21 protein-coding genes and 2 pseudogenes are annotated in these 19,492 nt (G+C 43.8%); 16 read left to right on the forward strand and 7 right to left on the reverse strand.

The features are described from left to right. From A8L45_RS25050 to A8L45_RS17915, 5 genes are all read left to right on the forward strand, one after another. On the forward strand, positions 1-426 hold a 426-nt coding region (locus A8L45_RS25050), incomplete at its 5' end, for a type 1 periplasmic-binding domain-containing protein (protein ID WP_489886352.1). Beyond that, entirely contained in the window at positions 402-692 is a 291-nt protein-coding gene (locus A8L45_RS17900; protein WP_139122411.1) for a type 1 periplasmic-binding domain-containing protein, read from the forward strand. The genes A8L45_RS25050 and A8L45_RS17900, both read left to right, overlap by 25 nt. Beyond that, the gene (locus A8L45_RS17905) at positions 689-1,672 is read left to right on the forward strand and encodes a YVTN family beta-propeller repeat protein (RefSeq protein ID WP_068904735.1); all 984 of its coding nucleotides are present in this window, start codon (positions 689-691) and stop codon (positions 1,670-1,672) included. The genes A8L45_RS17900 and A8L45_RS17905 overlap by 4 nt, the downstream gene beginning before the upstream one ends. Further along, positions 1,669-2,394: an ATP-binding cassette domain-containing protein gene (locus A8L45_RS17910; RefSeq protein WP_068904736.1), complete on the forward strand. Its 726-nt coding sequence runs from the start codon at positions 1,669-1,671 to the stop codon at positions 2,392-2,394. The genes A8L45_RS17905 and A8L45_RS17910 overlap by 4 nt, the downstream gene beginning before the upstream one ends. A gap of 54 nt (positions 2,395-2,448) precedes the next feature. After that, on the forward strand, positions 2,449-3,222 hold the full coding sequence (locus tag A8L45_RS17915; RefSeq protein WP_068904737.1) for an ABC transporter permease: 774 nt from the start codon (positions 2,449-2,451) through the stop codon (positions 3,220-3,222). A 50-nt stretch (positions 3,223-3,272) separates the two neighbouring features. Here A8L45_RS17915 and A8L45_RS17920 read toward each other — a convergent pair whose 3' ends face one another. The 3 genes from A8L45_RS17920 to dusA all read right to left on the reverse strand — a co-directional run bounded on the left by A8L45_RS17920 (position 3,273) and on the right by dusA (position 5,576). After that, a complete protein-coding gene (locus A8L45_RS17920) occupies positions 3,273-3,941 on the reverse strand; it encodes a TIGR04219 family outer membrane beta-barrel protein (protein WP_068904738.1) in 669 nt (222 codons plus the stop codon). A gap of 115 nt (positions 3,942-4,056) precedes the next feature. Next, positions 4,057-4,320 (reverse strand): envelope stress response protein PspG, encoded by a 264-nt coding sequence (gene pspG / locus A8L45_RS17925; protein ID WP_068904739.1) that lies wholly within the window; start codon positions 4,318-4,320, stop codon positions 4,057-4,059. 230 nt (positions 4,321-4,550) lie between these two features. Next, a complete protein-coding gene (dusA, locus tag A8L45_RS17930) occupies positions 4,551-5,576 on the reverse strand; it encodes a tRNA dihydrouridine(20/20a) synthase DusA (RefSeq protein ID WP_068904740.1) in 1,026 nt (341 codons plus the stop codon). 277 nt (positions 5,577-5,853) lie between these two features. On the opposite strand from dusA, the pseudogene A8L45_RS17935 reads away from it, so the two are divergent. From A8L45_RS17935 to A8L45_RS17955, 5 genes and pseudogenes are all read left to right on the forward strand, one after another. Beyond that, positions 5,854-6,153, forward strand: a pseudogene (locus A8L45_RS17935) (tyrosine-type recombinase/integrase); the annotation flags it as partial. Between the two features lie 361 nt (positions 6,154-6,514). After that, a complete protein-coding gene (locus A8L45_RS17940; RefSeq protein ID WP_083228404.1) occupies positions 6,515-7,609 on the forward strand; it encodes an HNH endonuclease in 1,095 nt (364 codons plus the stop codon). Positions 7,610-8,199: 590 nt separating this feature from the next. Continuing rightward, on the forward strand, positions 8,200-9,024 hold the full coding sequence (locus A8L45_RS17945; protein ID WP_083228405.1) for a ParA family protein: 825 nt from the start codon (positions 8,200-8,202) through the stop codon (positions 9,022-9,024). Next, positions 9,024-9,497: a hypothetical protein gene (locus A8L45_RS17950; protein WP_068904742.1), complete on the forward strand. Its 474-nt coding sequence runs from the start codon at positions 9,024-9,026 to the stop codon at positions 9,495-9,497. The genes A8L45_RS17945 and A8L45_RS17950 overlap by 1 nt, the downstream gene beginning before the upstream one ends. Positions 9,498-9,500: 3 nt before the next feature. Next, entirely contained in the window at positions 9,501-10,193 is a 693-nt protein-coding gene (locus A8L45_RS17955; protein ID WP_068904743.1) for a hypothetical protein, read from the forward strand. Positions 10,194-10,281: 88 nt separating this feature from the next. Here A8L45_RS17955 and A8L45_RS17960 read toward each other — a convergent pair whose 3' ends face one another. Then, positions 10,282-10,599, reverse strand: coding sequence for a S24/S26 family peptidase (locus A8L45_RS17960; protein ID WP_083228406.1), 318 nt, complete (start codon positions 10,597-10,599; stop codon positions 10,282-10,284). Between the two features lie 267 nt (positions 10,600-10,866). Here A8L45_RS17960 and A8L45_RS17965 point away from each other — a divergent pair, with 267 nt between their 5' ends. The 3 genes from A8L45_RS17965 to A8L45_RS17975 all read left to right on the forward strand — a co-directional run bounded on the left by A8L45_RS17965 (position 10,867) and on the right by A8L45_RS17975 (position 13,318). Then, complete coding sequence (locus A8L45_RS17965) at positions 10,867-11,340, forward strand: GrpB family protein (RefSeq protein ID WP_068904744.1); 474 nt, start codon at positions 10,867-10,869, stop codon at positions 11,338-11,340. 96 nt (positions 11,341-11,436) lie between these two features. Further along, complete coding sequence (locus A8L45_RS17970; RefSeq protein ID WP_068904745.1) at positions 11,437-12,216, forward strand: GNAT family N-acetyltransferase; 780 nt, start codon at positions 11,437-11,439, stop codon at positions 12,214-12,216. Positions 12,217-12,823: 607 nt separating this feature from the next. Continuing rightward, positions 12,824-13,318 carry a DUF2867 domain-containing protein gene (locus A8L45_RS17975; RefSeq protein WP_068904746.1) on the forward strand — a complete coding sequence of 165 codons (495 nt, stop codon included), beginning with the start codon at positions 12,824-12,826 and terminating at the stop codon, positions 13,316-13,318. A 198-nt stretch (positions 13,319-13,516) separates the two neighbouring features. On the opposite strand, the gene A8L45_RS17980 is transcribed toward A8L45_RS17975, so the two are convergent. Then, positions 13,517-14,848 carry an alpha/beta hydrolase family protein gene (locus tag A8L45_RS17980; protein WP_068904747.1) on the reverse strand — a complete coding sequence of 444 codons (1,332 nt, stop codon included), beginning with the start codon at positions 14,846-14,848 and terminating at the stop codon, positions 13,517-13,519. Positions 14,849-15,423: 575 nt separating this feature from the next. Here A8L45_RS17980 and A8L45_RS17985 point away from each other — a divergent pair. Next, positions 15,424-15,798 (forward strand): VOC family protein, encoded by a 375-nt coding sequence (locus tag A8L45_RS17985; protein ID WP_068904748.1) that lies wholly within the window; start codon positions 15,424-15,426, stop codon positions 15,796-15,798. Here A8L45_RS17985 and A8L45_RS17990 read toward each other — a convergent pair. Continuing rightward, positions 15,795-16,181, reverse strand: a complete 387-nt coding sequence (locus tag A8L45_RS17990; RefSeq protein WP_068904774.1) for a ribosome recycling factor family protein — start codon at positions 16,179-16,181, stop codon at positions 15,795-15,797. The genes A8L45_RS17985 and A8L45_RS17990 overlap by 4 nt on opposite strands. A gap of 220 nt (positions 16,182-16,401) precedes the next feature. Between A8L45_RS17990 and zur the strand changes: the two genes are divergently transcribed. After that, positions 16,402-16,860, forward strand: a complete 459-nt coding sequence (gene zur, locus A8L45_RS17995) for a zinc uptake transcriptional repressor Zur (RefSeq protein WP_068904749.1) — start codon at positions 16,402-16,404, stop codon at positions 16,858-16,860. 17 nt (positions 16,861-16,877) lie between these two features. Beyond that, entirely contained in the window at positions 16,878-17,342 is a 465-nt protein-coding gene (locus A8L45_RS18000) for a chemotaxis protein CheX (RefSeq protein WP_068904750.1), read from the forward strand. A gap of 181 nt (positions 17,343-17,523) precedes the next feature. Here the strand turns inward: A8L45_RS18000 and pgi are convergent. Next, positions 17,524-19,175 (reverse strand): annotated as a pseudogene (gene pgi / locus A8L45_RS18005) (glucose-6-phosphate isomerase). Between the last annotated feature and the right edge of the window lie 317 nt (positions 19,176-19,492).

Below are 19,492 nucleotides of genomic sequence, written 5' to 3' on the forward strand. Positions count from 1 at the left end.
CGGAAACTCAGCAAGATTTTTCTGGTCTCCGGGTCTCATGACCCAGATAACGATTATCTGGATGCAGCCAGAGCCAGCATCGCCAAGTTCGGTCATCGTATCGTGAGCGAGAAATTATGGAATTTTGAGACCGACCTGCGCCGTAGCGCATCGAAGGAGATGCCACTGTTCACACAGGCGAGCGACTACGATGTCGTCTGGGTTGCCGATGCAAGCATGCTGTTTGGTCAGCACCTGCCGTTTAATACCTGGTTGCCACGCCCTGTGATTGGCACCCATGGTCTTCGCAGCAACGGCTGGCATTCGACCATTGAGCAGTGGGGAGCGATACAGCTGCAAAATCGGTTTAGGAAAAAATATAACCGTTATATGTCGAGCAAAGATTTGCAGCATGGGCAGCGGTGCGTTCTATCAGCGAGGCAGTGACCAAGCTGGGTAAAGCCGACACCACAACTATTCGCAACCACCTTATTTCAAATGACTTTCAGCTCGCCGGCTACAAGGGTCGCAAGCTGACATACCGGACATGGAATGGTCAGCTCCGTCAGCCCGTCCCTCTGTTTCACGATCAGGCACTGGTCACCAGTGCCCCTTTTGATGGCTTTCTTCACCCCCACAATGAGCTGGATACACTAGGCATTGACCGTCCCCAAAGCCAATGCAGGATTTTCAGACAAAAGGACTCACTATGAATATCTGTCGCAGCGTATGGCTGGTGGCCGCCAGCCTGTTACTCTCACCTGTTTGTATGGCAAAAGAGCTGGCCTATGTCACTAATGAAAAGGACAACACGGTCAGCGTGATCGATATGAACAGCTACGAGGTGATCAATACCTTTACGGTAGGGGATCGCCCAAGGGGGATAGAGATCAGCAAAGATCGTCAGCACCTTTATATCTGCGCCAGTGAATCTGACACGGTACAGATCGTCGATCCCGACAGCGGCGAGGTGCTCGGAGAGCTACCGTCAGGGGAGGATCCTGAGCTGTTTGCTCTCCATCCCAACGGGAAGTACCTGTACATTGCCAATGAAGACGATGCACTGATGACTGTGGTCAATATTCCTGATTCAGACGTTGTCGCGCAGGTGGAAGTTGGCGTTGAACCTGAAGGTGTCGCCGTCAGCCCGGACGGAAAAATCGCTATCATGACGTCAGAAACCTCCAACATGGCGCACTGGATTGATACTGCCACCCAGACCATGTTTCACAACACTCAGGTTGATGCCAGACCCAGATATGCAGAATTCAGCCCGGATGGCAGCGAGCTTTGGGTCAGCGCCGAAATTGGGGGGACGGTTACTGTGATTGATACGGCAAGTCGAGAAATCATCAAAAAAATCACCTTCGCGCCTAAAGGTGTTCACAGAGACAAGGTACAGCCAGTTGGCGTTAAACTCAGCCAAGACGGAAAGCACGCTTTTGTCGCGCTTGGTCCGGCAAATCACGTTGCTGTGGTTAATGCAAAGAGTCACGAAGTGACAGATTATCTGCTGGTGGGTCGCCGTGTCTGGCAAATGGCCTTTAACGCAGCTCAAGATAAGTTGCTGACCACCAATGGTGTCAGTGGTGATGTCTCTATCATTGATGTGCCCTCTTTACGGGTCGAGAAAACGGTCAAAGTGGGTCGTTACCCTTGGGGAGTCACGGTGCGTCAGGTTGCCAACCGATGATAAAGGTAAATGAGGTTTCCTTTCGATATGGTCAGCGGGTAGCTCTCGACCGCGTCAGCTTTCGGCTTGATACGGGATTGAATATCTTATTGGGTCCGAATGGCGCAGGAAAAAGCACCCTGTTTTCACTACTGGCAAACCTAAGCCAACGCCAGCAGGGCAGCCTGACGTTGATGGGGAAAACACCGGGCTCCGACACAATGGCGGAGCTTGGTATTGTATTTCAGCAAAGCACCTTGGATCTTGATTTGACCGTCGTCCAGAACCTCAGTTACTACGGCGCATTGCATGGCTTCAGTAAAAAACACAGCCTTGAAAAAGCAACGCCTTTGCTCAAACACTTTGAACTGCTATCACGTCTCAACGATACCGTCAGGCAACTTAACGGTGGTCATCGCAGGCGTACTGAACTGGTCAGGGCATTAATGCATTCACCCAGCGTGTTATTGCTAGATGAACCCAGCAGCGGCCTCGATCCCAAAGCCCGTCAGGATCTTACAAAAGCCGTGCGCGATCTTTGTCGTCAACATCCCCTTTGCGTGTTGTGGGCAACCCACCTGATTGATGAAGCCAGTCATGACGACAATGTACTCATCCTTCACCAAGGTAAGTTACAGGCACAGGGCACAGTGAAAGCATTGACGACAAAGCATGGTCAGCGGAGCCTTTCAGACGTGTTTGCCCTATTGACCCGAAGTGATACAGCGACAGAAAGGGGATAACCGGGATATGTTGAACAGTGGGTTTATCCGTCAGCATCGCGATAAAGAGGCCATATGAAATACTGGTACGCCTTTATCGGGGTCTGTCAGCGAGAATGGCTGAGATTTTTTAGCCAACGATCCCGGTTTGCAGCCAGTCTGGTTCGCCCCTTGTTATGGCTGGTGGTCTTTGCTGCGGGATTCAGGGCAGCGCTTGGGGTGGCGATCATGGAACCTTATGCGACCTACATTAACTATGAGGAATATATCCTCCCCGGTTTGTGTGCCATGATCCTGTTGTTTAACGGGATGCAGAGTTCGCTGTCGATTGTGTATGACCGTGAAATGGGCAGCATAAAAGTGCTGTTGACGAGTCCTCTGCCGAGGTCCTTCCTTCTACTGTGTAAGCAAATCGCCAGTGCGACGGTTTCTCTGCTTCAGGTTGCGGCGTTTCTGATCATTGCCGCCTGTTACGACAGACCACTGATGCTGGAGGGATATTTGATGGCAATACCTGCATTGTTTATCACAGCTCTGATGCTCAGTGCACTGGGAATTGTTATCGCATCGAGGATACGGCAGCTTGAAAACTTTGCCGGAGTCATGAACTTTGTCATCTTCCCAATGTTCTTCATGTCATCCGCGCTTTACCCGCTCTGGAAAATGCAGGAAGCCAGTATCTGGCTCTATCAGCTATGTCGGTTTAATCCCTTCACATCCGGGGTAGAGCTGATTCGATTTGCCCTGTATCAGCAATTCAATCTTCAGGCTTTTATTGTGGTATTCAGCTGTACGCTGATTTTTGTTGTGCTGGCTGTCGTCGGTTTTCAACCCGACAGGGTGAGATAGGCAGAAACAAAAAAGCCGCGCAGAGCACGGCTTTTCTTCAGAAAGCTCGATTAGAAATCGATTTCTACGCCAGCAAACAGACCTGATTGCTTGTATTTCAACGTGCTGACTTTGCCAGAGAAGAAATTCAAATCATGATCCATCATGCGATAGCCCGCTTTAAAGTTTAGGTCTGCAGCAACCAGACCCAGCGAGTAAATGGCACCAGCTTCTGCATCAAACGTTTTCGAACCATCGTAGCTACCTACATTTGCTGTCGCGAACACAGACAGAGGAGTAGCTGGAATACCGACGCGAACATCGCCATAAACCGCTGGCTGATAGTTGTCGAACGTCTGACTTAAACCTGCCAGCTTCGCCTCACCGCCACCGAACTTATGCAGTGTAAGACCAGCATCAACCGATACCAGATCATTGTCCAGGATCTCGTAATACGCAGTCAGATCAAGCTGATCAAATTTTACCTTATTAACATCTTCGTCTGATTCCACTTTGGTAAAACGAACTTTTACGTTCGGAACCAGAGGGATAAAGTGTTCTAGAGATGCCTGAAACGAGCTGTGCAGTTTGGTCTCATCATCTTTTTGTTGGCTAACATCAGACTTTGCATACCATGCATCGTAACCAATTTTTCCACCCAAAAGCATGTCTGCCTGCGCAGGCATTGACAGGACACCAGCGACAGAAAGCGCTAAAACAGAAAGGGTTGTTTTTTTCATGGCAAGGACTCCGCCTATCTCATTGAATAAAGTCCGCCGCACTATATCAGATGCCTAAAAAAGAATCCGCCCCGGCGGAAAAAAATTCCAGCGGGGCGGCAGTTGTTCTGTATGTTTATCTGTAACGTTTTCTGTAGCTGCGTGAACGGTCATAACAATAATCGCGGCAACGGCGGGCACTCTTATCCTTTCCCCTGCATAACCAGATAACCGCTGCGATCAGAATGATCCATGGCAGCATTTTAAACAGAAGGCCCAGCATGCCTGCAAAAGCCATGATCACAAAGCCCACTACGATTGCTGCAAAAATACCGATAGCACTGACTCCTGTCATTACTAATGCAAGTCCAAATCCAATCAAAAATAGCAATTCAGTCATACCTGTCTCCCTCTTCTCAATACATATTGCTTTGTTTGTCTGATGACACTGTCTCTACCGTCTGCTCGGTACATTGCACAAAGCAGGCCAACTTTTTATAATCAATATATATCAATGAGTTAAAACAAAAACACCACCTTGCGGTGGTGTTTTGCATTGAGGAAACAGTAAAATTAACCACTATTTTGGTTAAATTTACCGCATTCGCCATAGTGAAGGAAAAATGCGCGTTACACGTCGAGTTCTGCAGGGATCTTCGCCAGCGCCTGTTCCAGTACTTCAATACCAGAACCCTTCTTGTGTGCATTTTCGCTGATATAACGTCGCCACTGACGGGCACCTGGCATATTCTGGAATAAACCCAGCATATGACGGCTGATATGATTGAGGTAAGTCCCTTGGGACAGTTGTTCCTCGATGTACGGGAACATGGCATGAACAACTTCACGACGCTTCAGCATCGGCTTTTCACAGCCAAACAGTCGATGATCGACCTCAGCCAGAATATACGGGCTTTGATACGCTTCGCGGCCAATCATGACACCATCAAGGTGTTGCAGATGCTCCTCTGCTTCATCCATTGATTTAATACCGCCATTGATTGCCATGGTCAGATCAGGGAAGTCTTTTTTCAGCTGATAAACACGCGGATAATCCAGTGGTGGGATCTCACGGTTTTCTTTCGGACTCAGGCCAGATAACCACGCCTTGCGGGCATGGATTGTGAAATCGTCACAACCGCCCTTTTCTTTCACTGTGCCGACAAAATCGACCAAGAATTGATAGCTGTCTTGCTCATCAATACCAATTCGGGTTTTCACCGTGACCGGGATATCTACCACTTCACGCATGGCCGCCACGCATTCAGCAACCAGCAAAGGCTCCGCCATCAAACACGCACCAAAGCGACCATTTTGCACGCGATCAGACGGACAACCGACGTTCAGGTTAACCTCATCGTAGCCTCGCTCTTGCGCCAGCTTGGCACAGTGCGCCAGATCAGCCGGATTCGAGCCACCGAGTTGCAACGCAATAGGATGCTCTTCGTCGCTGTAACGCAGGTAATCCGCTTTACCGTGAATAATGGCTCCAGTAGTCACCATCTCGGTATATAGCAGCGCATTTTTTGACAAAATACGGTGGAAGTAGCGGCAATGGCGATCAGTCCAATCGAGCATTGGGGCAACACTGAACCGTTGCATGGGGAAGGACTCAGTACAATTGCTGTCTGGATGCGTTTTCAATGGGTTTGACATAACTTCACTTTACCTGTTGATCCTTTGAACTCGCTTATTTCTGGCCTCTGGTACAGTTTTAGTACACCTCACCCATAAGGACAAAATGGCCTCATTATCCATAACATTGCGCAAACTGGTCGCGGCAAACGGCGTTTCAAAGTAAATAGGGTTGTTCAAAATAAGGGCGGGATTATACAAGGTAATTGGCAAACATATAAGCAAAAAGCCAATGCCCTGTCTTGTGCAAAAAAGCGGGTGGCAGGAATAGAGAAGCATGGTGTAGGCCATATTGAAGGTGCCCCTGCTGGGTGAGTCCTTTGCCATTGCCCGCCGACAGCCGCAAACCAGTGACCGCATATTCCCTTACAATTCGCGCAGTGTGACCGCAGGGTTTCAGCGGGTACGCAATGCACTGGGCATTGAAGATTTGCGTTATCACGATTTACGCCGGGAAGGTGCCAGCCGATTGTTTGAGGCAGGTTACAGCATAGAAGAAGTGGCGCAGGTAACAGGCCATAGAAACCTAAACATACTTTGGCAGGTTTACACCCAACTATTCCCGCATAAGCTGCATGAAAAAACACTCGTTGAATGATAAAACGCCACCACGGGGGCTACGTTTTTTTAGCCCTTTGCACCCAAACCTTTCACACACTCGCAACCGATAAAAGCGAATAGAAATCACCTCGCTGCACGCTGCAAATTTTCTCTCAAAAGGTGATGGCTTTTCGAGCGAACACACTTCGGTTAGATTCTCGCCTCATGCCCAGTTTGGTATGCTCTAGCCAATATAATTTATATCCCCAGTTTGGTGTTTTTTCCCGCGCATAGTTTGGTACAAGACTCTACACATGAGTGGATTCGTGGCATACAGACGATGTCAGGTTTTACCCATGAATTATATTGGACACTTTGGCGTATACGATACTGTTATGTTTCTAATTTGGAGTTTGTAAGTGAGCAAAAGTAGAGACGAGTTTACAGAAACAACAAAAAGAACAATGGCTGAGAGAGTTGCTTGGCGTTGTTCTTTTCCTGGCTGTGGTAAAAATACAGTAGGTCCGGATTCGGCAGATCCTAAAAAAAGAATAAATAATGGAACTGCAGCACATATATGCGCGGCGGCTCCAAATGGACCTCGATATGACCAACGTATGTCCACAGAAGAAAGGCGATCGATTACAAACGGAATATGGATGTGCAAGGACCACGGCACTCTTATTGATTCAGATTATACAATTTATTCCATCGATACTCTAAGGCAGTGGAAGCAAGAAGCTGAATATAAGGCAGCAGAAACACTTCGAGATCCTAGTGTGGAGAAAGTAGCTCAAAGTGCTACTTTTTTGCAGCTGGGAGACGACTTAATGATCAATGTTCGATGGAGCATCGTTGACTCGAATAAATGGGTGTTTGAATTGGTAGGTATGGTTATTGGCGAGTTCAGTCAACTTAATCAATATATATTGGAATTCAATAATCGGAATGAGCATGAAAAATTTGCTGTTATTGAATCACAAGGTGATGCTCGAAAACTGCTATCAATCTCGCTCAAACAAGATAACGGAACCTTTCTTGACCTCTCTGTTGCGGATAAGCAGCCTGTTGAAGACCCAAATAACATTGGCTCTGATCTTAGGTTGGGACCTGATGGTGATTTATGTTTCGAAAATGGTATTACACGTATTTCGGGTAAAGAAGCTGCCATTCAGCGTCTCAGTACATCTATGGGGGTGATTAAGGGAGAAATTGAAGAATCTCCTTGGTTGGGATCTAAAGTAAGCTCATATTACAATCAATATCATAACAAATTTGAGCTTATGGCGCGTTTGATAAAAATGGAGTTCATTCGACTGTCGTTGATTCCGATGAAAAACCATATTTTATCTGGTGAAAGTAGGTCACTACCTTTTATAAAAAGGATTGCTAAAGTTTCTATTCAATCAATGCAATTGGTGCATTCGAGGTTGTCAATTGATGTCAAATTAGAGTGGGGAGATGACACGGAATGGAAAGGAAAAATTCCAGTATTCGTCCTAAAAGAAATTTAACAAACAACTCAACATTGATTCGCAACGCTTTGGGCTCTCACTTCGTGTTGAGTTAAGTGTTTACGGCGCAGTGGTTTAGTTCAGTTGCTGCGCCGCTCACACCTTAATTGTGTATTACCTAAAAACCCCTTAGCGGGGTTTTCTTTTACCACTCTTTACTCATCGACATAGCGACGTGGCCCAGAACTTTGATATCGCTCTCGGCCACCTTCTTATAGCCTTTTGCACCCAAACCTTTCACACACTCGCAACCGATAAAAGCGAATAGAAATCACTTCGCTGTACGCTGCAAATTTCCTCACAAAATATGATGGCTTTTCGAGCGAGCGCACTTAGGCAGCGTTCTCGCCTCATGCCCAGTTTGGTATGCTGCATCCAATAAAATTTATATCCCCAGTTTGGTGTTTTTTCCCGCACATTGTTTGATACAAGACTCTGCATGTGAGTGGACTCAAGGCGTACAGACGATGTCAGATTTTACCCATGAATTATATTGGACAAATCGTAGGAATTATATTGGACACTTTGGGGTATATAACACTGTTAGATTGAAAATATACATCGAAGCAAATCACATTTAAGGAGTGTTTGTGAAAGTAATATCATTTATCAATATGAAAGGCGGTGTAGGAAAGACAACGTCGGTTGTGGAAATGGCAACAATATTGGCCACTGATCACAACAAGAGAGTCTTACTTATTGATATTGATCCTCAGACCAATGCGACATTTTCATTCGTCCGTTATGATGACTGGAGTGAAAACATATCAAATAATACAATTGCAGATGTTCTTGGTAGAAATAACAATTTATCTAGCAGAAGTGATGAGTACGACATAAATAATGCTGTAATTGAAGATGTCGCAGGAATCTCAGGTCTAGACTTAATATCTTCACATCTGAGTTTAACCTTTCTCGATTTAGATTTAAGCTCTCAAGCAGGAAGAGAGAAAATACTATCTAGGCAAATAAAGAAACTAAATAAAGAATATGATTATGTACTCATAGACTGTCCACCAAACTTAACTCTTGCACCTCAAAATGCACTTGTTGCATCTAACCATATAGTAACTCCAATAGTACCAGATTTTTATTCATTCTTGGGCCTACCTTTACTGATTAACAGAGTGAAGAAATTAAGAGAGGAGTTGGAGATAGATGTTACCTTTTTAGGATGTATGTTCACAAGAGTTGAACGAAATACAAGCCTTCATTCTGAGTTCATTCCAAAAATTAGAGAAGTATGTGAAAATGAACGCATTCATAGTTTCAACACTATAATTCCTAAAAACATAAAAGTGAGCGAAGCTAGCTCATCTAGCTCACCTGCTAGAATTCAGTATCCTAATGAATCTGGTGTGGTTTCATACGGCAACCTGGTTAAAGAGTTGTTATTGACTCTGGAGGGTAATTAATGGCTAAGCATCTCCATGACCTTGAAAGAATATTAAAAGATTTATCAGACTATGAAAAGAAGGGTTTAGACACTTCATATCTTAAGTCTTTTATTAAGCAATACAAAGTATTTATCGACATCAACAATCTAGGTTCTGATATTTCTTCTTACTCTTATGAAGATAAATTGGAAATCATTAGGGAGATAATGTCTGATAGATCAATATTTCCAAATATTAAGGACATTATATTCTTTGCCAACGAAGAAATGGATGTTGAATTTAAGTCCCAAAATGCTTCAAGAGACACTACAATTTCTCGAATAATTAAGCGTGTAGAAAAAGATCCTGAAGTTAAGCGTAAGTTAAAGAGGTCATTACTTTGGGCTATTGAAGATGCTGGATATGCCCTAAAAACTAAATCGCATTCATCAAGAAAAGTAAGCAACTCCATTGAGCTAAACAAATGGGTAGAGATACTTAAGGACTTATAACTAGTGAAAGAAATTATAGAGTCTAATGCTCAAGAAGATTACACAAAATATGATTGTCACTTCAAAAGTTTCTCAGATAAAACTTTAGACAAGTACAAAGAGGTAGGGTTCTATGAATGCTACCTCAGAACACTGTACTTTAAAAACTGGAAAGAAGGACTTAACTCAATTAAAGAAGACAACTTGAACCATTTAATGGATGAACTACATCAAGATGTTAATTCTTCATATTATTTGTCAAGCATAGGTCTTTATAGAACGTCAAATATGCATTTGAGAAGTTTAATCGAACTCTCTCTTCAAAGTATATACTTCTACCAACACCCTGTTGAATTAGAGAAGTGGGAGTCTGGAAAGTTTGTAATTAAACACGATAAACTTAAAGATTATATAAAAGAACACCCTAGGTTCTCAGATAGAGAAACTAAAAATAAGATTTCATTGCTCGTTGAACAAATATCTAGCAAGTGGAAATTTTTCTCGAAACATATACATGCTGAATCTCTTCAATACTTCCAAACTCAGAAGGAGTCTGAGTTTAATCAAGAGTTTTCTGACGCTGAATTTGGAAAATGGAAGAAACATTACCTAGAAACCGTTGATAAAATAAATACTCTATTTGCTCTATTTTTTAGTGATGAACTAAAAAGATTTCCTTTTAATATTAAAAGCTTAATCAAAATCGAGTCGGAGTAATTTCAATCTAACAAGTGCATCCAGGTGACGCCTACGGCGCACCTGATGCAGGCGTTACCCAAAAACCCCTTAACGGGGTTTTCTTTTATCAATCTTTACTCATTGTCATAGCGACACGACCCAGAACTTTGATATCGCTCTCGGCCAGTTCTAAACGTTCGCCATTGAAATCAATCACCAGTTTACCCGGTAGACGTTGAATCTGGTTTACTGACAAACTGCCCTCAATGTCGATCCGGTATTTGCCGCTGGTCGGTTTGGTTTCTGACTGGTCGATAAAATAACGGTTATCAGATTGTTCTACTATAAGGGCGTTACTCTCTGTAAGCCCGTAAAAATCCAGCGCCCCAATATCAAGGTTCACAAACCCTGTGTCGACGAATTCGCCATTTTTAAGGCTGTGAATTTTAGGCCATCATGACTAATCGCGGCAAACGGCGTTTCAAAGTAAATAGAGATGTTCAAAATAAGGGCGGGATTATACAAGGTGATTGGCAAACATATAAGCCCCCCGCCCTGTCCTATGAACGTTGATATGCATTGCTCTTAATTAATAATCGATGTTTGCGTGATGTGCCTGAAATTACCACCATGCATTTGAATTAAGGCTTTGAATATCGTTTCTTAAAAGCAAAAGGCTTTTCTGTCAGTATTTTTCCTTTTAGGAGATAACATGCAGTTTTACAGTGCCGAAGAATATCAGCCATCTTGCCAAGCCCTATATCAAAGGTATCAGCACGAGATACAGGCTTTACTTCCTGACGCCGTGATTGAACACATAGGGGCGTCTTCTATTCCCGAGGCCATATCTAAAGGTGACTTGGACATACTTGTTGGAGTGAACGGCAAGGATCTGGAGAATGCCGTCACAATTCTCACAACATTAGGCTTTAAGGAAAAGTCCGATACGCTGAGAACACCTGAGCTATGCATGTTAGAAAGTACATCAGGTGAAGATGTCGCCTTTCAGGTTGTTGCTCATGGCGCGGAGTTTGAATGTTTTATCGGTTTTAGAAATAAGCTCCGCGAAAAACCATTTTTAGTCCAACAATACAACGCGCTTAAAGTGTCTTGCGAGGGCTGGCCTCAAGATAAGTATCGTCTTAAAAAATCGGCGTTTGTCGAGACTGTTTTAACGCAGGAATAATATTTATCGTTTCAATACCTCTCTTCGCTATCTTCCCCTAACGTTAAAAGCAGATCGGGGCGAAAAAGTGCTATTTCAATTTATATCGAGGGATCGATGCAGAACAAAAAAGTACAAGAAGCATACAAATCTTATTTTATTTTCAATAACCAACGTACTCTATCTACTGACTTACTCAGTGAGCTCGTCATTAAAGAATCACCTTGTATTACCACCTACATAGACAAGACACGTCGATATGATAATCAAATTATCATTAAAGACATTTGTGACGAAGATATCTTGGCAAACAGCCTAATGTTATTCGACAGTAACTTATCACCAGAAATTTGTGTTGAACCCAAAGCAAGTTCGCCGGAAATCAATACATGGTTAACAGATCATGGATTTATTCGAACCTTTGAACATGAATTTCTCCAGATAGAAAATCTAAGCGCAATCGATATAAAAAGCACCGCAGATACTATTAGGGTTGAGCGGTTGGAAGAAAGTAACGCTGATGCATTTTTAGCCTTGCTAAAAACGTCTGGCTTGCAATGTTCAGATAATATTTGGCTGCAAAAGCGCTCGCTTTATTGTACCGATACATTTCGTTGCTATGTGGCGTTAATAGACGGTAAACCGTGTGCCTGGGCAACAAGCTTTATTGATGGTGATTACGCGATATTAGCCAACGCCTTTACACAGGAGGAATATCGTGGAAAAGGTTGTCAAACCGCATTACTTTCATCACGAATAAAAGATGCCATCGAGAATGATGTGAAAGTATTGCTCACGGACGTCGAGGCCAACAGCATCAGCGGCCGTAACTGCCAGTCTTTTGGTTTCTCAAGCGTTGGTGTAAGAAGCGTGTGGTGTAGGAAGCGTGTGGAGTAAGAAAGATTGACCGAAATCAGGTTCACGCTGACCCCTTGTATGCCCCTCACTAAAAATAGCGTTACCTTTAAATATTTCGCACATACCGGTCGCGAAAAATAGCGTTTCAAAACAGATAGGATTGTTGGTAATAACGGCTGGGGCCATAGAGTTTGACCGGTAAACTAATGAGTCCCGGCCTTATTTCTTTCACTAACGTTGACGATAAAAAATAAGCAAGTTAATTAGAAAAGTCTTATGCGAATAGTATCCGGAAATATCGATATACTCTGATAATCCTCCGCCCACTGGTTACTATGAAAACCCTGTAAAAATAATCGGCTTTGACTTCCCTGGAATATGTCTACGTCAGGCAACGAATACTTAGCCTGTCACTTATCTTTCAATGTAAGAGCCGTTGAACTGGGGCTGGTCACGGGCGGATTCAGCAGCCCAATCAATCGCATCTTTTTTAATTCTCGACTCATCGCCACTCAGCCGGTATTTTAATTCAACCCGCTGTTTATAAACAATTTTAATAGCACAAAAATGGCGATAGAGTAAGGGCAGAACAGTCAGGTTAATGTCGTTGAATTATCAGGTATTTGCTCAGTATATGGAGGTTTACATGACTATCCCCCAGCAATCAGCACTTCGGGAATACGCAAAAGGCGCTTACTTTTCTGACAGCTTCTCTGTCACCACTGCCCGCAAGAATAAAGTGGCTCTGGATATATTTATCGAGATGGCGCAAGAAATGCCCTCTTGGATATCTTTTCTGATGGATAGGCGAAACCAAATCGTTTCTAAACTCGGTTTAAAAAATCTTGGCAGGTTTCAGGATCTTAAACCCGGTAAAACAGCAAACGCATACAAACCCGGCGACAGGGTCGGTATTTTCACATTAATAAGCAGCACAGATGATGAGGCAATTTTCGAAGATAGCGATAAACATCTGGATGTTCGTGTCTCCATTCTGCGCGATGTCAGTGGCGATAAAGAGACAATACACGCCACCACAGTGGTTCACATTCACAACATGCTTGGCAGGCTATATATGTTCCCTGTCATCCCCATTCATAAGCTGATTGTTCCAGCATCTTTGAAGACACTGACGAAATAGGCCTGTTTATAAAACGGAAATAAGATGCTGTATTTACTGGTATAAAAAAAGGCAAAGCAGGTTACCGTTCTGCTTTGCCTGTTAATGGGCATTATTGGAGTTCAGCGTCGACTTTTGAAAAAGCACATCAATATATTTCTATTAACCGTCGTAACGAGTAAATCACTTGTGCTCTTCAGATAACGCCCATTGTCTTGATTAGCGGAACAATTGGTCGACAACCTCTCTGATAACGCCTCTTTCATGACTGGGCCATAATTTTAAATGCGCAGCGGGAGTGTAGTCGCCGAAGAAGAATCGACCAACATGCGGCCCCTCTCTGTGAGCCTTTGGCTCGCCAAAAGTATGGTAACTCGACGGCGATGCGGCGCCATATATAGGATCATCATCTAAGCCAACATTCAAAACGTTTGCATTTCGTGCAAAATATGGAGAAGAGAAGCCTACATAGGTGGCATCATCTAGAGGTCCACCTTTATATCTCTCATCTGCGAGTTCCGCGATATTGTTTACATACCATCCGCCAAGGCTGTGGCCTGACACAACAACATCAAGGTTCTGTTCCTTCGCATATTTGTTAACTTCATCCATCAAAGGCAAAAAATCATCCGTGGGGATGCCGGATAACGAAAATAACATATTCGCATCCGTTTTAATGTCCTTCAGAAGTGCTAATGGATCTTTAGCAAATTTATTTCCCTCGGTACCACGGAACGAAACGTGCAGTTTTCCTGTGTCCTTGTCATGCCATACGGAAGCCTGTCCATCCAAAGTGCCGTGTTTGCTTTTACTGTCTAACGTGTACACACCATTTTTGTAGCTGTACGTCGAGGGCAAGCCGTCAAATTCTACAAGGTCCAGATTCCTGTCACCCAGATGTTTTTTCGTCGCTTTTGTTACGTTATCTTCATACGCTATGTGAGAAAACATCAATGCATCATAAACATCGTCTTTATGATATGTCGTTCGACCAGCACCTTCTCTGGGCGACTTGTGCGTAATTTCTCCCTTCACACCATCAACTTCGTAGTGCTTTTGATTTTTAACATTGGGATCCCCTTTTATTTGTACTGCTCCTGATAAACGACGGGTCCATCCTTGAGGTACAACTTTACGCGCACGGCGCTCAGGTGATTTATCAAACCCTAAAAAACCATCAATCTTTCCGAGAAAGCGACTGAACAAGCCCCTCTCTCTTCCGTTTGTAGATGCTTCAGTGCTATATAATTGGATTCGAGTGTCATCCCCGGTTCCGGGCGCTTTACCCTCCTCGCTCTTGGTGAAAGGCTTTTCTTGCAGAGTTTTGAGAAGAACCTGATTTGACTCAATATCTTTTGGTATTTTTGATCTGAATGTTTTTTCGTTTTGCTTTACTTTCGTCGCAAGCGCTTCGCTATTTACGTTATGTCTTTTCGGTCTTTTTTTTGTTTTAATTTTAGCGTCTGAATTTGTAGCGCTATTGTCTGTTTTCTTAAAAGATTTTGATTTATATGCGCTTTTTGTTGTTGCCCTATCAATAGACTTAATCATAATTTAATAATCCTTATTTTGTGTAGTTTCAACCACACTTTTAAGTAATTGTTTTTATTATTAAAACCCCTAAAATAAATTTGCTGATGTATAAAACACGTTTTATATAAAAACAGCTAATACAGCGTAGACAAGATTTACAAAAAATAAAAAAAGCCAAAAAATTAATAGGTTTATTTTTTTAATTACTTTTTATATATGATTAAAAAATTATATGCTTATGTAATGATTATATTTTTATCATATGCAAATGGTTTTACTTTCTCTTCTTGTTATAAAAAATCAATAAAGTTATCGCTCAATTACGGAAAATATAATTCAATAATCTTATATATGAGACTGTTTAATACGTAATTAATGCGAACTAATAATTCAGACAGGGCGTTTAATTTATTGCTATTTATCGATACACACTTCATTTAATCGCATCGTTAAGCACTTGAAGTGTTCAATTATGTAGTCAATTTAAATCTCATATTTCCCGCAGAGTTTCTCCTTTTTTTCTCTCCTGACATGAACTGTCAGTCTTGGTGACTAAACTTCTCAGCGTCTTTTTTATCGCTAGGAAACATTTCATGCTTGAACTCGACTCACTGGTGCTTTATGTCAGTAACCTATCTACAAGTGTTTTGTTCTATCGCAACATTCTTGCCTGTGAGGAACAGGCTTTATCACCCACTTTTGTCTCTTTCCCTATCAGTCCATCGTTCAATATTGAGCTGAAGGAAATAGAAAATGGAGATGAAAGGCGGATTTTGACTCTCTCAGAGCTATCACTAAAAGTCAGTGACGTTGCCAGTCTGAAGCGAATGTTGAAACGTTGGCTTGCCGCAGGGGGAGAACTTACTCAGCCAATTACGCAGGCCGTGTACGGCTCGACCTTTGTCATTGCTGATCCCGATGGGCATAGGATCAGACTGTGGTGTCCCGCTAACACCGTACAAGGTTAAAAATCGTCTTCATTTAAGCGGGCGGCTCTGGCTTCTGACAGAGTACATTGTGTGAGTGCAACCAATTCAGCGAGGGTAATGGTAGGGTCATTCTCTATTAGCCGCCTCAGTTTTGCCGCCTTTGTTTCGAGCAGCTCAGGATGAAGCTGCAATTTTTGTTCTGTTTTCTGTTTAAGGTATTTCAGCTCGCTCTCTCTATCCAGTTGATTGCATAGTTCATCAAGGCGCATGGCTTCGCCACTCAGCTGCCAGTTACGGGATCGGCGCACCCGTTTTAGCTGGCATTGATACTGAGACGCGAGCGCTCTCGCTTTCTTTACTGCCTCACCACCTATGCGGTGAACCAGTGAGGGTAATGGGACAATGAGGAGCGAGTTTGACATAAATTTTTTACATACTTTTTGAACAGTCGAAAAATTGTGGTAAATGATAGTGTTACCATCAAACATATATGGTGTGAGACTAAATAATTTTTCCGCTCACTGCCAGTCTGTGATCAATAGTCAACTACACTAAACCAGACAAGTGTTTGCGTAGGGTTCTGAAGTGCACCCGTCATCTGCTGTGATAGAATGTGATCTTAAAACTGAATGTCGAGGTTTCATGGCCAATCTTTCACAGCTACTCAGCCGGGCTCACGAACTTTGCGAGAAGCGAGGTGTTCGTCTTACTTCTCAGCGCGAACGCGTGTATGAAATCATTGTGAACAGCAAGCGGGCGATCAGTGCTTACGATTTGCTGGATGTGCTGAAGAAAACTGAGCCACAGGCCAAACCGCCTACTGTTTATCGGGCATTGGATTTTTTGCTCGCACAAGGTTTCATTCACAAAGTGGAATCAGCGAATAGCTTTATCGCCTGTTGTTTACCCGGGCATGAGCAACATTGCTCCCAATTGTTGATTTGTGATGTCTGTAGTGCAGTCGAAGAATGCCATACTGACGACCTGTCTTCCGCTTTACAGGAAAAGGCAAGTGTTCTTGGCTTCCGCGTCAGTCATCACGTTGTTGAAACTCATGGTGTCTGTCAGGCCTGTAATGTGGCCCAGAAAAAAATGCAGTAGGACGGTCAACGAAAATTATGCGCGTAGAATTTGTTAATCCATTTTTAGCGTCACTGGTCAATGTATTAACCACTATGGCTCAGTTAGACATTGAACCGGAAAAACCGCAACTAAAAAAAGGCTCGGTAGCCAAAGGAGATGTGTCTGGTTTGATTGGCATGGTAGGCCCTCAGACCAAAGGCTCATTCTCTGTCAGTTTTGAAGAGAAGCTCGCTTTAGAGATTATGAATCGAATGCTGGGTGAAAAACCAAGCTCGATAAATGAAGAAGTGACCGACATGGTCGGCGAAATCACGAATATGGTAACAGGTGGTGCAAAGCGCCTGCTGGCAGAAAAAGGGTTTGATTTTGATATGGCAACGCCTATCGTTGTATCGGGTAAAGACCATACCATCACCCACAAAGGTGAAGGGCCCATCATTATCATGCCGTTCAAATCTGAATTTGGTTCTGCCCATATTGAAATTTGTTTCGACGGTTAACTGACAGTGCTTCCACTTTTTAACGTGGTATTTAATCTGTTCCGGTGAACTGGCAATCGTAATTTGCTGGTTGTCTTTATAAAAAAAGCCGCGATATATCGCGGCTTTTCTTGTTTACGCCAGCGAGGTCAAACTCTCCCTCTGGCCTCTCGCTCCCTGAATCTCTGGAGCAAAATTCAGATTACTGACGCCACGCTTTGAACGCATTGATCAATCCATTGGTAGAACTGTCATGGCTATCCACGTCTGATTGGTCTCTCAGTTCAGGCAGGATTTGATTCGCCAGTTGCTTGCCAAGCTCAACACCCCATTGATCAAAACTGAAGATATTCCAGATAGCACCCTGAGCAAAGATTTTGTGTTCATACATCGCAATCAACGCGCCCAGTGTATGCGGTGTAATTTGCTTCACCAGAATGGAGTTGGTCGGACGGTTACCCTCAAACACTTTAAAAGGAATCAAGGCTTCCACTTCGGCTTCAGGCTTACCTGCAGCAATAAACTCTGCCACTACCTGCTCGCGGGTTTTACCGAATGCCAATGCTTCAGTCTGGGCAAAAAAGTTCGCCATCAGTTTCGGATGGTGGTCACTCAGTGGATTATGGCTCAGTGCCGGCGCGATAAAATCGCATGGGATCAGCTTGGTTCCCTGATGAATCAACTGATAAAAAGCGTGTTGGCCATTGGTGCCAGGCTCACCCCAGATCACAGGACCCGTTTGGTAATCAACTGGCTTGCCATTACGGTCAACGTACTTACCGTTCGACTCCATGTTGCCCTGCTGGAAATACGCAGCAAAACGATGCATGTATTGGTCGTAAGGCAAAATCGCTTCTGATTCTGCGCCATAGAAGTTGTTGTACCAGATACCAATCAAGGCAAGGATCACTGGCAAGTTTTCTGACAGTGGCGCATCTTTGAAATGATTGTCCATGTCATGTGCGCCGGACAGCAGATCAACAAAGTTGTCGTAACCAACCGCCAGACAGATTGACAGACCAATTGCAGACCACAGTGAATAGCGGCCGCGACCCAGTCCCAGAACTCGAACATGTTTGCTGTATCAATGCCGAACTCAGCCACCGCACCGCTGTTGGTCGACAAGGCAGCAAAGTGCTTGGCGACATGGGCCGGATCTTGTGCCGTTTCCAGGAACCAGTCACGGGCAGAATGCGCGTTGGTCATAGTTTCCTGTGTTGTGAAGGTTTTTGACGCGACCAGAAACAGTGTGGTTTCTGGGTTAAGTCCCTTCAATGTCTCAGCGATATGAGTGCCATCAACATTAGATACAAAATGCATGTTAAGGCGGGTTTTATACGCGGCCAGCGCTTCACTGACCATGTATGGACCCAGATCAGAACCACCAATACCAATGTTCACAACGTCGGTGATCGCTTCACCAGTAAAGCCTTTCCACTCACCGTCAATCACACGGTCGGAGAAGCCTTTCATCTTTTCCAGTACCGCATTGACCTTTGGCGTCACATCTTCACCATCAACCATGACTGGCGTGTTGCTTCTGTTGCGCAGCGCAACGTGCAATACGGCACGATCTTCGGTCTGGTTAATTTTGTCGCCATTGAACATCGCGGCAATCGCTGACTTGAGTTTTGTCTCGTCAGCCAGCGCGAATAGCTTATCCAGCGTTTGCTCGTTGATCAGGTTTTTCGAGTAATCTAACAGAATCTCTTCACCAAAACGGGCAGAAAACTTATTGAATCGGTTAGGATCGTTGGCAAAAAGAGTCGCTAGGTTCAAATCCTGTGCATCTTCAAAATGAGCAGTCAGCGCTTGCCACGCTGCCGTTTGCGTCGGATTGATATTGGATAGCATAATTAATTAGTCCTTATGAGGCGGAGTCCGGCCCAGCAGAGCAAGAAAATCTGCAGTTCTGTTTTTTCTTTAAAGCTCAACAGCCTGCGAACATTTCAAATGTTGGTTATCTTACAACATAGCCTACATAGCTAGTGTGACATTGTGAACGTTATTTTATCTATCCCTGCGATAGATTTAATCATTCACCGACAGGGAGTTACGTCTTTAAATCGCCACCATTAAACGGTTCACCGATAATACGGCGCAATTGATACGGTTTCAAAAAGAGATCTAACTGAAAGTTAGAGAAAGCGGCTTTCATCTCATCAATGATG

The organism is Veronia pacifica (assembly GCF_001707825.1).
Lineage (GTDB): Bacteria > Pseudomonadota > Gammaproteobacteria > Enterobacterales > Vibrionaceae > Veronia > Veronia pacifica.

Bases quoted from the DNA above. Each gene is read 5' to 3' on its own strand.
- A8L45_RS17915 (WP_068904737.1), top strand. From the start codon at position 2,449: ATGAAATACTGGTACGCCTTTATCGGGGTCTGTCAGCGAGAATGGCTG.
- A8L45_RS17905 (WP_068904735.1), top strand. From the start codon at position 689: ATGAATATCTGTCGCAGCGTATGGCTGGTGGCCGCCAGCCTGTTACTC.
- dusA (WP_068904740.1), bottom strand. From the start codon at position 5,576: ATGTCAAACCCATTGAAAACGCATCCAGACAGCAATTGTACTGAGTCC.
- A8L45_RS17910 (WP_068904736.1), top strand. From the start codon at position 1,669: ATGATAAAGGTAAATGAGGTTTCCTTTCGATATGGTCAGCGGGTAGCT.
- zur (WP_068904749.1), top strand. From the start codon at position 16,402: ATGGCCAATCTTTCACAGCTACTCAGCCGGGCTCACGAACTTTGCGAG.
- A8L45_RS17980 (WP_068904747.1), bottom strand. From the start codon at position 14,848: ATGATTAAGTCTATTGATAGGGCAACAACAAAAAGCGCATATAAATCA.
- A8L45_RS17990 (WP_068904774.1), bottom strand. From the start codon at position 16,181: ATGTCAAACTCGCTCCTCATTGTCCCATTACCCTCACTGGTTCACCGC.
- A8L45_RS17975 (WP_068904746.1), top strand. From the start codon at position 12,824: ATGACTATCCCCCAGCAATCAGCACTTCGGGAATACGCAAAAGGCGCT.
- A8L45_RS17950 (WP_068904742.1), top strand. From the start codon at position 9,024: ATGGCTAAGCATCTCCATGACCTTGAAAGAATATTAAAAGATTTATCA.
- A8L45_RS17920 (WP_068904738.1), bottom strand. From the start codon at position 3,941: ATGAAAAAAACAACCCTTTCTGTTTTAGCGCTTTCTGTCGCTGGTGTC.
- pspG (WP_068904739.1), bottom strand. From the start codon at position 4,320: ATGACTGAATTGCTATTTTTGATTGGATTTGGACTTGCATTAGTAATG.
- A8L45_RS17965 (WP_068904744.1), top strand. From the start codon at position 10,867: ATGCAGTTTTACAGTGCCGAAGAATATCAGCCATCTTGCCAAGCCCTA.
- A8L45_RS18000 (WP_068904750.1), top strand. From the start codon at position 16,878: ATGCGCGTAGAATTTGTTAATCCATTTTTAGCGTCACTGGTCAATGTA.
- A8L45_RS17970 (WP_068904745.1), top strand. From the start codon at position 11,437: ATGCAGAACAAAAAAGTACAAGAAGCATACAAATCTTATTTTATTTTC.
- A8L45_RS17985 (WP_068904748.1), top strand. From the start codon at position 15,424: ATGCTTGAACTCGACTCACTGGTGCTTTATGTCAGTAACCTATCTACA.